We start from the raw sequence: 15,576 nt of genomic DNA on the forward strand, positions 1-15,576 counted from the left end.
AATAAATAATTCATTAGAGGAAAGATATAAATGCAAACTTGGTCATGTATATCAAATATATGTTCTATCATAACTTTATTTCTCTTTATTGTATACATTATAGGGGTTATTTGGAAAATAAAAACATCTAAAATATTATCCCATGATGAATTTAAAAAAGAAATAAATATACAAAGAAATAAAGAGGAAATAAAGAAGTGTAATTACTTATGTTTAACGAATTCGCAGATAAAAGGAGAAATTATTTCAATTTCATCTTCAAATGGAATAAAAGCAATAAAGGTATATCAAACAAAAATAAAAAAGAATGGTAAAATACAGAAAGGAAAGATGATAAAAAAATCTAAATGTTTAGCTCCATTAAAAGATTTTTATATAGAAAATTATTTTTCTGAAGGTATTCCTGATATCTATATTGAAATGTATAGAATGGACTACCTGAAAGTTAAATTTTATGTTAGCTTTAGTGGAAGAAATGAAAAACTAGAAATATTAAACTATAAATGTAAATTTACTTTTTTATGTTTTTTATATTACTTCACTTTATAAAAACCCAGTAGAAATATTTCTACTGGGTCTTCTTAGATTGGTCTTTAAACCAGACTTGTTTCAGGGAAAATTCCTGCTGGTTTAAGTAGTTTAATATTCCTGCGTCGGTATCAAACTGAAATTTTAATTTATAGGCACAAAGGCATTGGTATCCCTTTTGTTTTTCCCCGCCGTATTTTACATCCCCTACCAAAGGATGCCCAATCGATGCCAAATGTGCCCGGATTTGATGAGACCGCCCTGTATGGAGCTGAATCTCCAGCAGGCTATATTCCCCATTTTGTTTTTGTACTGTATATTCGGTCATCACTTTTTTTCCATCCGGAACAGGTTGAGGGGAGATTGTTACCAGATTATTTTTTTGGTTTTTCTTCCAATAGCCAACCAGTAGTTGGTGTTCTGGTTTTGGAACTCCTGTTACCATACAAAGATAATATTTTTGAATTTGGCGTTCTTGGATTTTCTGGTTTAATATCCGCAAGGATGCCGCATTTTTGGCGGCAATGACAATCCCCTGGGTATTCCTGTCCAAACGGTTGCACAATGCGGGAGAAAAGCTTTGTTCCTGTTCAGGGCAATAATCCCCTTTTTCAATCAGATATTGTTGTACTTGGTGTACCAAAGTATTTTCAGTTTCCCCTTGGTCTCCATGTACCCGAAGCCCAATAGGCTTGTTGACCAGCAAAATATTCTGGTCTTCATAAACAATATCAAATTCCCGCCGCAGCGGATTAAAAATAACAGATTCCTTTTGTTCTCCAAAAAATTCATCATTGATATACAGTTGCAGCAAATCTCCCTCCACTAACTGGTCGGCAGCATCACAACGTTTTCCATTTCGTTTGATCCGCTTTTTCCGGATCATCTTATATAGCATAGACTTTGGTAGCTGTTTTGCTACTTTTAAAATAAATTTATCCACCCTTTGCCCAGCGTCATTGGAACCAATGGTATATTCTTTCATAATGTTCCTCCATAATAGATTGTATAATATCCGCATTGTTTTTTTATATTGTAAGATTTCAAAATAATATTTATGGAGTTACAAGCGGATAAAATTCTATTTTATTATAGCAGAAATGAGAACAAATAGATAGTAAAGAAACGACGAAAGAGATAAAATTTTGTTTTGAATTGATATATTCTAGCATTTTATTCCAATCTATTGTATAATAGAACAAAACCACTAGTCGTGTTTTTATCAATCAATGGAGTTGAACGGTATGGCAAACAATTTACATAAAGATCATCGTAAACGGGTTAAGGCTCGGTATCTCAGCCTAGGTTTAGATGCGTTTACAGGCCATAACATTTTAGAATTTTTACTATTTTTTGCGATTCCTCAAAAAGATACCAATGAAATCGCACATCAGCTAATGAACCAGTTTGGTTCTTTTTCTGCTGTGTTAGATGCCTCTTTGGATGAATTAATGGAAGTGGATGGCATTGGGGAACATGCGGCTATCCTGCTTCATCTCATACCAGATTTAGCAAGGGCTTATTTGGAAGATAAGGCGGAGCCCCATCAAAAATATGATACTCCACAAAAATTAATGGAATTTTTTAAACCTAAATTTATTGGTTTAAAACAGGAAGTCTTATATGCTGTCTGTTTGGATAATACCAATCATATGGTAAGCTGTACAAAGCTTGCAGAAGGATTTTCCGATTCTGTTTCCTTACCCATAGAAGAAATTGTAAAATTTTCTTTTCGTTATAATGCTAAAAACATAATACTTGCCCACAATCATCCATTTGGATTAGCCAACCCTTCCGCATCTGACCAAATTTCTACAATTGAATTGAAAAAAGCTTTATCTGCATTAAATATCTATTTAATTGACCACATTATTGTAGGAAAAAATTTAGATGCTCTTTCTATGCGGGAATATGGCTGTTTAGAGGAATTTGTGGACCAGGACTGGACATATTTAGCAAGTTCGAAATAATTTATCTCTTGACAAATCAAACATTTCATTTTAACATATGAATAGTTGATCATATGAAAGGCGGGTTATTGATGCCAACAAAAGCTACAACAGAAACGAACGAATATTTACGCCTCCACCCAGCGGCTGCAAAACAGATGGAAAAAGCTTTGCCAAACGAGCAGGTTCTGTGCGATCTGGCAGAGCTATTTAAAGTATTCGGTGATTCTACCCGCATTAAAATACTATGCGCATTGGTGGAATCAGAGCTCTGTGTAGGGGATTTAGCCCAACTGTTGGGATTTTCCCAAACTACAGTTTCCCATCAACTGAGAATTTTAAAAAACAACCGGCTGGTAAAATACCGCCGGGAGGGTAAAATGATTTTTTATTCTCTGGCAGACGACCATGTATGCCGTGTCATCCACCAAGGCATGGAACATGTAATGGAATAGCCTGATTTCTATGGCCAGCCCATTTTAAAAATCACTACACAATAAGTTAAGTTGCTATGTACTCAAATAGAAAGGGATTACTATGCTTCAGTTAAAACATATTGCTTGGGAACTCCCAGACGGGGAAGAAATTATCAAAGACGTGAACTTTACCGTTCGGGATCATAAACTAGTTGTTATTACCGGACCAAATGGTGGTGGAAAAACAACCACAGCAAAATTGATTGCGGGAATTGAACAGCCCTCTTCCGGGACAATCCTATTCGATGGCCAAGATATCACTCATATGGATATCACGGACCGCGCCCGCCTGGGGATTGCTTACGCGTTCCAGCAACCAGTGCGTTTTAAAGGATTGACCGTACGGGACATGTTGGAGTTAGCTGCGGGAAAAAAACTGGATGATGCCCAGCTATGCGATCTTTTAGGTCACGTTGGACTATGTATGAATGAATATATTGACCGTGAACTCAATGACAGCTTATCTGGCGGTGAAATTAAAAGGATTGAAATTGCTTCTGTACTAGCGAGAAACGCAAAACTTTCCATTTTTGATGAACCGGAGGCAGGGATTGACCTCTGGAGTTTTAGCCGATTAGTAGAAACGTTCCAAGAGCTGCGCTTACAGCATTCCGGAACCTTGATGATTATCTCCCATCAGGAAAGAATTTTGCAAATTGCAGATGAAATTATTGTAGTAGCAGATGGCAAAGTACGAGATGCAGGGCCAAAACGAGTGATTTTGCCAACGTTGTTACAGGATGAAAAAGTAACACGTTGCCCATTCCACAAAGAGGAGGCACAGGTATGAACCATATCACAGAAGAATTTTTAAAAGTTGTTTCTGATTTTCAGGGAAAATTTGTTGGAGCATTTAACATCCGTGAAAATGGACAATGTGCTGGTAGACAATCCACCAAGAATATTAAAATAGAAACCAAGCAGGACAAACCAGGTCTGGTGATACGTGTAATGCCTGGCACCAAAGGAGAAACCGTTTCAATTCCCGCTTGTGTGACTCAAGGCGGTATTGACGACCTGGTTTACAATGATTTTTACATTGGCGAGGATGCGGATGTCACTATTATCGCAGGTTGTGGTGTTCATACAGATGGAGACGACGCTCGTCATAACGGAATTCACCGCTTTTTCTTATCCAAAGGTGCCCATGTGCTTTACAAAGAAAAACATATTGGTACTGGAAATGGAAAAGGCATCAGAAGGATTGACCCTGTCACAGAAATCACTTTAGGGGAAAACGCCAGCTTAGAAATGGACACAGTACAATTAAGCGGGGTAGATTCCACCATCAGGACCACATCAGGGACATTGGCTGCCGGAGCTAAATTACTGGTTCGGGAACGTATTATGACCGATGGAAACGAAACAGCAAAAACTGACTTCAAAGTGGATTTAAATGGGGAGGATTCTGGAGTTGACTTAATTTCTCGATCGGTGGCAAAAGGTCACTCTCATCAGGAATTCTATTCCCGCATCAGTGGAAAAAACCGTTGTATGGGCCATTCTGAGTGTGATGCTATTTTAGTGGACCAAGGAACAGTAAGCGCTGCCCCCATGCTGGATGCCTACCATGTGGACGCTGAACTTATCCACGAGGCGGCTATTGGTAAAATCGCTGGGGAACAAATTTTGAAGCTTTGCACTTTGGGCTTAACAGAAGAACAGGCAACCCAACGCATCATTGAAGGATTTTTAAAATAATGACAAGCAGGTTACTATCCGTAGTAGCCTGCTTTTTGTTATAGGAGTTTCTCATAGAAAACCTCTAGTTCTACCAAAAGTGGATATAAAGTAGTTCTGAAATTTATTATAGGAATATTGTATTGCTAATCCACAAATGATGAATTGTAACATCAAAATATTGTTTCAATACAGACCCAAAACAGCCGTTGATTTTGAAATAGCAGTTTATTCACAAAAAACGGATTGTAGAACACATTATACTCAGTTCGATAGATAAGGCTATTCTTCTGCTTACAGGGATAGAATTTGTGATACTATAAATCAGACACAACATTCAACCCAGTTGCAATCCTGAAAAAAACAGGGAGAATCAATAAAATTCACACAATTTTATTATACCAATCGTATACAGCGAACATGTTTATCCTATTTTTGATTAAAAAATAAGAACTATAACAGAAAAACCAACCGATTGTACTACTTCAAGATAATTCATGGATCAAAAATTTTTATCTTCTATATTTTGGGTTTATAATTGATAAAAACAACCGGAATTCGATCCTAACTATTGATATAATCTTAACAATATGCTATAATATTTGTTAAACAATATGCTATATTCTAGAAGTATAAGATATTATTAAATTAAGGGAGACAAAAACATGAGCAAAGTGGATATTGCAGTAGAACAATTTGCAAAAGTAGTCAAATCTCAGCTGGAACGTATTGAACGCATGAAAGCGCAAAAAGATTTTGTAGACTACCAAAAATTAGACAAAATTATTATTGGTGTATGCGGCGGTGACGGAATCGGCCCAGTTATCACCCATGAAGCGCAAAGAGTTTTGGAATACTTATTAAAAGATGCTGTTGCGGCAGGTAAAATTGAATTTAAAGTAATTGATGGTTTAACCATCGAAAATCGTGTCGCTTGCGGCAAAGCTATCCCAGACGATGTACTGGCTGAATTGAAATCCTGCCATGTTATCCTAAAAGGGCCTACTACTACCCCTCGTGCTGGCGACCCATGGCCAAACATCGAAAGCGCCAACGTTGCAATGAGAAAAGAACTGGATCTGTTTGCGAATGTTCGTCCAGTAAAAGTGCCAGAAGAAGGGATTGACTGGACTTTCTTCCGGGAAAATACAGAAGGCGCTTACACTTTGGGTTCCTGCGGTGTCAATGTAGACGAAGATTTGGGAATCGACTTCACCGTTACCACTAAACAGGGTACCGACCGCATTGCCCGTTTGGCATATGATTACGCGAAAAAGAACGGTAAAAACCGTGTTTCCATTGTTACAAAAGCAAATGTTATCAAAACAACAGATGGTAATTTCCTGCGAGATTGTAAAGAAGTTGCTAAAGAATACCCAGAAATCACAACAGATGACTGGTATATCGATATCATGACCGCAAAATTGATCGATAAAAAAAGAAGAACAGATTTCCGTGTATTCATTTTGCCTAACCTGTATGGCGATATCATCACTGACGAAGCTGCTGAATTCCAAGGTGGCGTAGGTACTGCCGGCAGCGCAAACTTGGGAAAACAATATGCAATGTTTGAAGCAATCCACGGTTCCGCACCACGTATGGTAAATGAAGGCCGTGACAAATACGCAGATCCATGCTCTATGCTGCGTGCAACCGTACTGCTGTTGTCTCACATTGGTTACCAGGCAGAAGCAGACCGCTTGGAACGTGCTTTGGATATCTGCATGTATGAAGAAAAGAAACTCAAAGTAACCGGTCATTCTGATGGAGCTACCACAGAAGAATTCGGAAACTATGTCATGGAAACCACAACAAAACTCTAATAAAAAGGTAGGTAAAGACCATGCCAAAAAACAACGAAGTATCTATGTCGGTGATCCGCCGTCTGCCAAGGTACTATCGATTTCTTGGTGAACTGCTCCGTACCGGTGTTGAAAGGGTTTCCTCCCGTGAATTATCCAATTTAATGGGGTTGACCGCATCCCAAATTAGGCAGGATTTAAACTGTTTTGGTGGATTCGGCCAACAGGGGTATGGCTATAATGTGCCACATCTCCACGAAGAGATTTCCAAGATTCTTGGCTTACAAAGCCAACAAAAAACAATCTTAATCGGTGCTGGTAACTTGGGCCGTGCCATTATTTCCTATTCCAGTTTTAAAGGGAAAGGATTTGAATTAATTGGGGTATTTGACCGTGATCCCAACCTGATTGGCACTAAAATTGCGAATCAAACCATAATAGATGTAAAAGAAATGGGTGAATTTTGCAAACAAAACTCCCCTACTGTCGCTATCCTCTGTGTGCCCAAGACAAGTGCCCATGCGATTGTAGAAAAACTGGTTGAATTAGGAATCCAAGGCTTTTGGAATTTTAGCCACTATGATATTATGATGGATTACCCAAATGTGGTGGCGGAAAATGTACATCTTAGTGACAGTTTAATGACCTTAAGTTATAAGGTAACGAACCATACAAAACAATAAATTCCTGTTCCTTTTAGAAATGGGATTGTAAAAAATCTCCTGTTATAGGGTAAAACTATAACAGGAGATTCTTATTATTATAGGCGAAATATTCATGGTATTTTATTATATCCGTTTATCTGCTGTAAACTCGATATATCCCAAAACATTATCTTCGCATGCAAAATAGAGTTTTGGTTGGGAAAACGTTGCCCTTGGAAGGTGAAAATATTCCCCCGTGCCACAGGAAACACGCTTTCCCTGTATTTTCCCACTAATTGCCTGCTCTTCCCACTCTAATCCCTTGACATGGGAAAGCTTGATCTTGTTCTGCTTTGCCAAGGATTCTACCACTTTATAAGAAGGAAGTTTTGATCTTTTCAATAGCCCTCCCATACGGGACACAAAAAATTCCAAATCCAAATCTGGTATTGTGGCAACATCATAAATTTGCCAGAATTGATATTGTGGATCGAATAAATCATGGTCATGAAAGCATTTTAACATTGCTTCATCATCAATAATCTGTTCCAATCCCACCTCCATATCAGATTGTTTCGGTATGGATAAATTTACTTCTGCCGCTGCTCCGTTTACGAACGCCCTTACCCCTTTGATGTCATTTAATTTCTTCTCTAACCGTATGCTGGAATCCATATCAAGGGGATTTTCCAAACTATAATGTAATTTTTTTCGCATTGATTATGCCACCTCCTGGCAGAAGTATGAACAGTATGGCTGGTTTTTATTCCATATACTTGTAAAGGAAGTTATTTTCCGCTATAATAATATCAAATGAAATTTTTGATTTCTTATTAAATATTAAGAATAGATTTCTAGAAAGGACCTAATGAACCATGAATTTGGATGAATTACGCTGCCAGATTGACCAGATTGACCAAAATTTACTGCAATTATTTGAGCAAAGAATGGAAATTGTAAAAGGGGTAGCGGCCTATAAAAAAGAAAATAATCTCCCTATTTTCCATAAAGACCGGGAAGATCAGATTATACAGCGGATTAGTTCCCAAGCTGCGCCCGAAAACGCAGAAGGCGCTAAGGTATTGTTTTCTACCCTGATGAATATCAGCAAATGCCTACAGCAAAAAGAAGTATTGGATTACACGTTGGATACCCTGAAGCTATTAGAAGAAATCCAGGCAGGCCATCAGCAGCCAGAACACCCCACAGTTGGATGTCAGGGAGTTGTAGGGGCTTATTCTTATCTAGCTTGCCAAAAAAAATTCCCAAATGCCACAATTACTATGTTTGACCAATTTGAGGATGTTTTCCAGGCAGTACAGAATGAAAAAGTGGATTTTGGAATTTTACCACTGGAAAATTCCAACGCGGGCTCTGTAGATGAAGTATATGAGCTGATGAAATATCATAACTTTTATATCAACCACACCATTACCCTTAAAATTGACCACTGCCTGGCTGTACGTCCTGGAATCAAAGCTACGGATATTCAAAAAGTATACTCCCACAACCAGGCGTTGCGCCAATGTAGCCAGTTTTTAGCGCTCCACCACTTACCACAGGAGTCTTATACAAATACTGCCGCTGCTGCTGAATTTGTCGCGAAAAGCGATTTACCAATTGCGGCAATTTGTTCCCAAGAAAGTGCCAAAACCCATGGCTTGCAAATCCTACAGCAGAATATTCAAAACAACGATGAAAACTATACCCGTTTTATGGTGATTTCCAAAAAGCTATATCCACGCCCAGAATGCGATACTATCGCCACATCTTTGACGATTTCTAACGCAGTTGGTTCTTTGTATAATCTGCTGACAAAATTTGCGGTTAACGGCGTTAATTTAACCAAAATTGAATCTAAACCAATTGGTAATAAAAATTTCGATGTGGTATTCTATCTTGATTTTTCCGGAAATATATTGGAAGAACAATCCATCCATCTACTAAACGAACTTTCTTCGGAATTGACTGGATTTAAATTTTTAGGAAATTATAAAGCGGATTAATTGTATTTTACATAGAACACAAAATAAACCGCAAAATATGTATGGTAATCTAGTTTATTTTCCAAAATGAACCGAGAGGATAAAGGGGGGTTTTTGTTGGGAGATCAAAAAATGTTTGCAAAAAATACCCCTCGTTATTTCATCGCATGGTTTTTGATAATTGGTATTATCCTTTCGATTACCATCGCGGTTGTTTATAATATCAATGCAGTAATGGTGTTGTTTGGAAGAGGAAATATTCAAACTGTTAGTTACGATTATATGAGACAGATTGTTTATAGTTCTCCCAATACGTATACCGTAGCTTCAGAACAGCTGCAAAGCCCAAATCAGGAAATCCTTCAATATGAATTATCCGAAGGCGCAGTACAATTTCGGATAACAGGAGACCCCACCGGAAAAATCTCTGAAATTCGGGGAACAATCCAAGTGTCCGAGTTGAATTTTTCTCCTTTGGATTTATATGCTACCATGAATGATGCAGTGAAACCCCTCTGTCATCAAAAAGATATTTTAGCGGCAGAAGTGGCTATTTTTAAATATGTCCAAAAAGCTCAGTTAACCAGCTATACCAGCCATGTTATGTTTTCTTCTGTTTATGACAACAAGTTGATTACCATTCAAAAACAGAAAAATTCATTTGAAATTAATTTTGATATTTTAATGCAATAGGTTTTACGGAACAATCATAAAACCTATTTTTTTGCATTCAACTAATTTTGTAAAATTATAAAATGTTTATCACCATATTATCTTTACATATGCCTATTATGTGCTATCTAAAAATAATTTTTTTACTTTAGCCATTTTCCTGTTTTGTGTCATCAACTATATATTTTCAGAATCATAACTCCTTTCATCTCTATTTGGTATTATTTTATAGTTGAGATATTGATACTTACCACTAAAACTCTTTTTTAAATCCCTCATCAAAAGATTTTGTTGGCACAATTACACTTTCAACAGCATTAACCAGTTTATCTCTTATACGGATAATAATTGGTATTCCGTATTTCTATTCATTAAACAAATAAATGGAAATCCATTTGTGATTTACATAATACTTCCTAGGCTTACATCGATTGCGCCGCTAGTATTTTTCACACCGAAAGAAAAGCACCATACAAAAAAGGGATGCCTCAATTTATGGCATCCCTTTTATCACTATTGAATTAATTGGCTCATATCGTACAGCCCTGCTGGCTGTTCTTTCAGAAATACTGCAGCATTTACTGCGCCAACCGCAAATACTTCTTTGGAGCGGGCACTATGAGACAATGTAATAATTTCATCCCTGCCAGCAAACATCACTTCGTGTTCCCCAACAATGGTGCCACCACGAACAGCGTGCATGCCAATTTCTTTTTTATCCCGTTTTTGGCGTACTGCATGACGGTCATATACATACTCATATTGATTGCCAGATGCTTCGTTAATCGCATTTGCCAACATAATTGCAGTACCACTTGGAGCGTCTACCTTTTGGTTATGGTGTTTTTCGATAATTTCGATATCGAACTGATCTCCCAAGACAGCAACCGCTTTCTTTGCCAAATCCACCAGTAAATTAATCCCCAAAGACATATTAAAGGTAAAGAATACTGGAATTTCTTTTGCAGACTCTTTAATTTGGTCAATCTGTTCTTGAGTATACCCAGTTGTCGCAATGACAATTGGGGTATGGTTCTGTTTCGCATACCTTAAAAGGTCATCCAATAAGGAAGGATTGCTAAAATCAATAATCACATCCCCTTTTACGGGACATTCCGAAACAGATGGATAAATTTCAAAATCCGCATATTTATCAATAAATTTATCAATACCAGCCACTACGGTACAATCCTGCCTACCCGCTACAACATCGGCAATTACACGACCCATGTGGCCACAAGCTCCGCTTATGATAATATTTGTCATCGTTCACAACCGCCCTTTTATTTGATCAAATTGTGTTTTCTCAGTAACCCTGCTAATTTTTCAATCTGGCTATCCGTCATTTTATACAATGGCAGACGGCATTCCCCAACCTGCATTCCCATCAAATTCATCGCTTCTTTTACTGGGATTGGATTTACATCCATAAATAAGCCGTTGATTAAATCCAACAGGTTCAACTGCAGTTCGCAACTTTCTTTTACCTTGCCATCAAAATACAATTGGCAAATATCATGGGTTTCCTGTGGCATAACATTGGATAATACAGAGATAACCCCTGCACCACCTAAAGAAAGGATTGGTACAATCTGATCATCGTTGCCAGAATAAATATCCAGATTATCACCGCATAGTGCCTTGATTTTCGCAACCGCACCAATATTTCCGCTTGCTTCTTTTACAGCAACAATATTTGGATGTTTGGACATTTCATATAACGTTTCTGGTTGAACAGTAACCCCTGTTCTAGATGGAACATTGTATACAATCAATGGAATATTCACACTATCCGCAATGGTATTGTAATGTACAATTAATCCTCTTTGGGATGTTTTATTGTAATATGGTGTTACAACCAACAAGCCATCTGCTCCCAATTGTTCCGCTTCTTTGGACAGAGCAACCGCATAATCGGTATCATTGCTACCAGAGCCAGCAATTACTGGAATACGTTTGTTTGTATGTTCCACAGCAAATTTAATTGCGCCAACATGTTCTTCGTGGTTTAATGTTGGAGATTCACCAGTAGTACCACAAATAATAATAGCATCAGTACCATGGGAAATCTGATCATCAATTAACTGTCCCAGTTTGTCATAGTTTAAGGAACCATCAGCATTCATAGGGGTAACAATCGCTACACCTGCTCCGGTAAATAATCTTTTTTTCATATTTTCCACTCCTATTCTATTCAGGATGCGTTTATCGTAATGGACGAATTAATCCATATAGCCTTTGGCAGCTAATAATTCAGCTAACAATACAGCTCCCCCCGCTGCACCACGCAGGGTGTTGTGGGATAAGCCAACAAATTTATAATCATATTGTTTGTCTTCCCGCAGGCGTCCAACAGAAACCGCCATGCCACCTTCCAGATTGCGATCCAATTTTGCCTGTGGGCGATTGTCTTCCTCAAAATAATGGATAAACTGTTTTGGGGCACTTGGCAGGTTTAATTTTTGTGGTTCCCCACTGAATTCAGCCCAAGCCTGTTTAATTTCCTCAATGGTTGGTTTTTTCTCAAAGCTTACAAATACAGCAGCGGTGTGTCCATCCTGTACAGGCACACGGAGACATTGCGTTGTGATATTTGGAGTCTGTGCATCCACAATGCGGTCCCCTTCTACTTTACCCCAGATTTTCAGTGGTTCTACTTCGGATTTTTCTTCTTCCCCACCAATAAATGGGATTACATTATCCACCATCTCAGGCCATGTTTTGAATGTCTTTCCTGCACCGGAAATTGCCTGGTAAGTACAAGCCAATGCTTTGGTCACACCATATTTCATCAATGGATGCAGTGGTGGCACATAACTTTGTAAAGAACAGTTGGATTTTACAGCAACAAAACCACGTTTGGTACCCAGACGGTTCCTCTGTGCAGCAATTACCTCCAGATGTTCTGGATTGATCTCTGGAATCACCATTGGAACATCAGGGGTGTGTCTGTGGGCAGAGTTGTTGGATACTACTGGACATTCCGCTTTTGCATATTTTTCTTCCAATGCGCGGATTTCTTCTTTTTTCATATCAACAGCGCAGAACACAAAATCGACCATACCAGCGATTTTATCCACGTCTTTTTCTGCATCCATAATAATCATATCTTTCATAGCTGCTGGAATTGGAGTTGTCATAGCCCATTTTGCACTGACAGCTTCTTCATAAGTTTTTCCAGCACTTCTGGATGAAGCAGCTAAAGCCACTACATGGAACCAAGGATGATTTTCTAATAAAGTCGCAAAGCGTTGGCCCACCATACCGGTTGCACCAATAATACCTACATTATATGTTTTCATGTTTCAAATCCTCCAAAAATATTTATTACTTGGTAAAATATAAAAAACCGGTTGAAAACCGGCTAGAAATGCAATATAATAGAAATTATTGACGTATTACGCCGATAGCTCTCCACCATAATACATGATGACAGCAGTACATTTGTTCAATGTACCACCAGCAGTTCAGTGGCCAATTAAACTGCTTCGGCGCTCTCCCCTTTCGGCTGAAACTCAATAACGATTCTGGCCAAATCTCGTTACAGCATACTTTTGAACCGCGCAACCTCTATCCGGTTTTTCAATTATAGTTTTATCATATCATTTCTTGTAAAAGATGTCAATTAATATTTTATTATATTTTGGAGGAAGTTTATGAAAACCAGTGATTTTTATTTTGATCTGCCTCAGGAACTCATTGCCCAAACCCCAATAGAACCCCGTGATCATTCTAGGATGCTAGTGCTTTCCCGTGAAACCGGGGAAATCACCCACAAGCATTTTTATGATGTCATTGATTATTTAAACGAAGGGGATACTCTAATTGTAAACGACTCCCGCGTACTGCCCGCCCGCATTTATGGGGAAAAAGTCGATACAGGTTCCAAAATAGAATTTTTGCTGTTAGAACAGAAGCAGCAGGACGTTTGGGAGATTCTCTGCAAACCTGGCAAAAAAGCAAAACCTGGCGTCAGGTTTAATTTCCATAACCTATTGGAAGCGGAAGTACTGGAAGTGTTAGAGGATGGGAACAGGATTGTCAAATTCCACTATGAAGGAAATTTTTTTCATATCTTAGATCAGATTGGGCAGATGCCCCTCCCTCCTTATATCACCGAAAAATTGCAGGATCAGGAACGGTATCAGACAGTATATTCCCATGAGGTTGGTTCGGCGGCCGCTCCTACTGCCGGACTGCATTTCACCAAAGAATTGATGGAAAAAATTCGTCAAAAAGGGGTGAATATTGCTGCTGTCACCTTGCATGTAGGGCTGGGAACCTTCCGCCCTGTCAAAGTGGATGATGTCACCAAACACAAAATGCACTCAGAACACTATGAAATATCCCCAGAAACTGCCGAACTTATTCGGAAAACCAAGCAAAATGGTAAGCGTGTTTTCGCTGTAGGAACAACCAGCTGCCGCACATTAGAATCTGTTGGCACAGCACATAATGGTGAAATCGTAGCGGAAGATGGATACACAGATATTTTCATTTATCCAGGGTATCAGTTTAAAGTAATCGACGGATTGATTACCAATTTCCATTTGCCAGAAAGCACCCTGATTATGTTGGTATCTGCGTTTGCTGGATATGACTCTATCATGAATGCATATCAAACCGCCGTAAAAGAAAAATACCGATTTTTTAGTTTTGGCGATGCCATGATGATTGTGTAAGCTATTTTTTCATGAAAGAATGGTCACTTTATAGTAAATGAATAAAATCTTACCTGTTAGCTTTTATTCTATCTATTTATTGTGACTTTTTCAATTAATGAAACTTACACATAGCAGTGTAAGACAAAAATGATATCATATTATTCTACCGGATATATAGTGGACTTTAAAATACTTTTCCGGAATACGAAACTATAATAATGTGAATTTTTCTCCATTTAATTCCTCCAGAAACGAATACAAAGAAAATATACGTTATCATTACCTATAGTAGAACCAACGATTTCATCATAAAAAACATAACCAAAAGCAGCTGTTCTGATCCATCAGAACAGCTGCTTTTTTATTCTTCCAATATGATAATACCTAATAACCTCGCCAGTTCAGATGCTTGGAAACGGTCTACTATTACTCCTTTTAGTTCTTTTCCAGAAACTAAGATTCCGTCTATGCGGCATTTTCGGAAATCCATTCCATTTAGCATGGTATGCAAAAAATTTGCCTGAGTAAAGTCCACCTGTTTCAGCTCTACTTGCTTCCATTTATTCTGGATAATATGGCTGGATTTCATACTGGTTTGTTCTATTCTCATTCCAGTTGCCTGAAGATGATCAAAATTGACAAAATCCATGTTGTTTTCCTGAAACAATACCATTTTTATCATGCTTTGAGAAAAATCCGCCCCTACCATCCGGCATTGGAGAAAACTACAGCGCTGGAAATAACAATCTTGAAAATCTACATTGGAAAAATCGCAATTGATAAATACCGTATCAACAAAGCTGGAATGGGCACAGTTGGCACCGGTAAACCGACAATTTGAAAATTTACATCCTGTAACATCCGCGTTTTCCAGAGATTTTCCTGCCCATTCCAATAACACAAACTGTTGGTACATTGTCTTTTCTTCCTGTTCCGCTTGTTTTTCTAGTAGGATTGGATCAAAACAATGCTCCAATTTTTGTTTTAATTTAGGGTTTGCCCATTTCATTATCCAATTCTCCTTTATGATTTCTTGGTCAATGCGTTATGCTATATAATGCTTTTATATTATAATCTATTCAAGCAACAATTGATTTGTTTTCCTTAATTATATCATATTATTTATTACAAGACACTAAAGTGTACCATCTTACAAACTATTTATTCTCTTATAAA

Annotated in this window: 16 protein-coding genes and 1 riboswitch; of the genes, 10 read left to right on the top strand and 6 right to left on the bottom strand. The window is 38.0% G+C overall.

The window, feature by feature from the left end; genetic code table 11:
* Positions 1 to 30 precede the first annotated feature (30 nt).
* A complete protein-coding gene (locus BQ2683_RS11140) occupies positions 31 to 549 on the top strand; it encodes a hypothetical protein (RefSeq protein WP_069989103.1) in 519 nt (172 codons plus the stop codon).
* Between the two features lie 19 nt (positions 550 to 568).
* On the opposite strand, the gene BQ2683_RS11145 is transcribed toward BQ2683_RS11140, so the two are convergent.
* Positions 569 to 1,513 (bottom strand): RluA family pseudouridine synthase, encoded by a 945-nt coding sequence (locus BQ2683_RS11145; RefSeq protein ID WP_069989104.1) that lies wholly within the window; start codon positions 1,511 to 1,513, stop codon positions 569 to 571.
* A 259-nt stretch (positions 1,514 to 1,772) separates the two neighbouring features.
* Between BQ2683_RS11145 and BQ2683_RS11150 the strand changes: the two genes are divergently transcribed.
* From BQ2683_RS11150 to BQ2683_RS11175, 6 genes are all read left to right on the top strand, one after another.
* Positions 1,773 to 2,498 carry a JAB domain-containing protein gene (locus BQ2683_RS11150; RefSeq protein WP_069989105.1) on the top strand — a complete coding sequence of 242 codons (726 nt, stop codon included), beginning with the start codon at positions 1,773 to 1,775 and terminating at the stop codon, positions 2,496 to 2,498.
* 71 nt (positions 2,499 to 2,569) lie between these two features.
* A complete protein-coding gene (locus BQ2683_RS11155; protein WP_069989106.1) occupies positions 2,570 to 2,932 on the top strand; it encodes an ArsR/SmtB family transcription factor in 363 nt (120 codons plus the stop codon).
* 82 nt (positions 2,933 to 3,014) lie between these two features.
* Positions 3,015 to 3,743, top strand: coding sequence for an ABC transporter ATP-binding protein (locus tag BQ2683_RS11160; RefSeq protein WP_069989107.1), 729 nt, complete (start codon positions 3,015 to 3,017; stop codon positions 3,741 to 3,743).
* Positions 3,740 to 4,654, top strand: coding sequence for a SufB/SufD family protein (locus tag BQ2683_RS11165; protein ID WP_069989108.1), 915 nt, complete (start codon positions 3,740 to 3,742; stop codon positions 4,652 to 4,654). The genes BQ2683_RS11160 and BQ2683_RS11165 overlap by 4 nt, the downstream gene beginning before the upstream one ends.
* 644 nt (positions 4,655 to 5,298) lie before the next feature.
* Positions 5,299 to 6,456, top strand: coding sequence for an isocitrate/isopropylmalate family dehydrogenase (locus BQ2683_RS11170; RefSeq protein WP_069989109.1), 1,158 nt, complete (start codon positions 5,299 to 5,301; stop codon positions 6,454 to 6,456).
* Between the two features lie 20 nt (positions 6,457 to 6,476).
* A complete protein-coding gene (locus BQ2683_RS11175; protein WP_069989110.1) occupies positions 6,477 to 7,118 on the top strand; it encodes a redox-sensing transcriptional repressor Rex in 642 nt (213 codons plus the stop codon).
* A gap of 105 nt (positions 7,119 to 7,223) precedes the next feature.
* Here BQ2683_RS11175 and BQ2683_RS11180 read toward each other — a convergent pair whose 3' ends face one another.
* On the bottom strand, positions 7,224 to 7,796 hold the full coding sequence (locus BQ2683_RS11180; protein WP_069989111.1) for a hypothetical protein: 573 nt from the start codon (positions 7,794 to 7,796) through the stop codon (positions 7,224 to 7,226).
* 158 nt (positions 7,797 to 7,954) lie between these two features.
* Between BQ2683_RS11180 and BQ2683_RS11185 the strand changes: the two genes are divergently transcribed.
* Complete coding sequence (locus BQ2683_RS11185) at positions 7,955 to 9,085, top strand: chorismate mutase (protein ID WP_069989112.1); 1,131 nt, start codon at positions 7,955 to 7,957, stop codon at positions 9,083 to 9,085.
* A 111-nt stretch (positions 9,086 to 9,196) separates the two neighbouring features.
* On the top strand, positions 9,197 to 9,757 hold the full coding sequence (locus BQ2683_RS11190) for a hypothetical protein (RefSeq protein WP_141720219.1): 561 nt from the start codon (positions 9,197 to 9,199) through the stop codon (positions 9,755 to 9,757).
* Between the two features lie 492 nt (positions 9,758 to 10,249).
* Here BQ2683_RS11190 and dapB read toward each other — a convergent pair whose 3' ends face one another.
* The 3 genes from dapB to asd are packed head-to-tail and all read right to left on the bottom strand — an operon-like array spanning position 10,250 to position 13,038.
* The gene (gene dapB / locus BQ2683_RS11195) at positions 10,250 to 11,002 is read right to left on the bottom strand and encodes a 4-hydroxy-tetrahydrodipicolinate reductase (RefSeq protein WP_069989114.1); all 753 of its coding nucleotides are present in this window, start codon (positions 11,000 to 11,002) and stop codon (positions 10,250 to 10,252) included.
* Between the two features lie 17 nt (positions 11,003 to 11,019).
* The gene (gene dapA / locus BQ2683_RS11200; protein WP_069989115.1) at positions 11,020 to 11,910 is read right to left on the bottom strand and encodes a 4-hydroxy-tetrahydrodipicolinate synthase; all 891 of its coding nucleotides are present in this window, start codon (positions 11,908 to 11,910) and stop codon (positions 11,020 to 11,022) included.
* Between the two features lie 48 nt (positions 11,911 to 11,958).
* Positions 11,959 to 13,038 (bottom strand): aspartate-semialdehyde dehydrogenase, encoded by a 1,080-nt coding sequence (asd, locus tag BQ2683_RS11205; RefSeq protein WP_069989116.1) that lies wholly within the window; start codon positions 13,036 to 13,038, stop codon positions 11,959 to 11,961.
* A 97-nt stretch (positions 13,039 to 13,135) separates the two neighbouring features.
* A riboswitch (Lysine riboswitch) is annotated at positions 13,136 to 13,317 on the bottom strand.
* 75 nt (positions 13,318 to 13,392) lie between these two features.
* On the opposite strand from asd, the gene queA reads away from it, so the two are divergent.
* On the top strand, positions 13,393 to 14,418 hold the full coding sequence (gene queA / locus BQ2683_RS11210) for a tRNA preQ1(34) S-adenosylmethionine ribosyltransferase-isomerase QueA (protein ID WP_069989117.1): 1,026 nt from the start codon (positions 13,393 to 13,395) through the stop codon (positions 14,416 to 14,418).
* A gap of 343 nt (positions 14,419 to 14,761) precedes the next feature.
* On the opposite strand, the gene BQ2683_RS11215 is transcribed toward queA, so the two are convergent.
* Complete coding sequence (locus BQ2683_RS11215) at positions 14,762 to 15,409, bottom strand: pentapeptide repeat-containing protein (protein WP_069989118.1); 648 nt, start codon at positions 15,407 to 15,409, stop codon at positions 14,762 to 14,764.
* Positions 15,410 to 15,576 lie beyond the last annotated feature (167 nt).

Origin of the sequence: Massilioclostridium coli, from assembly GCF_900095865.1 — a bacterium.
Lineage (GTDB): Bacteria > Bacillota > Clostridia > Oscillospirales > Ruminococcaceae > Massilioclostridium > Massilioclostridium facile.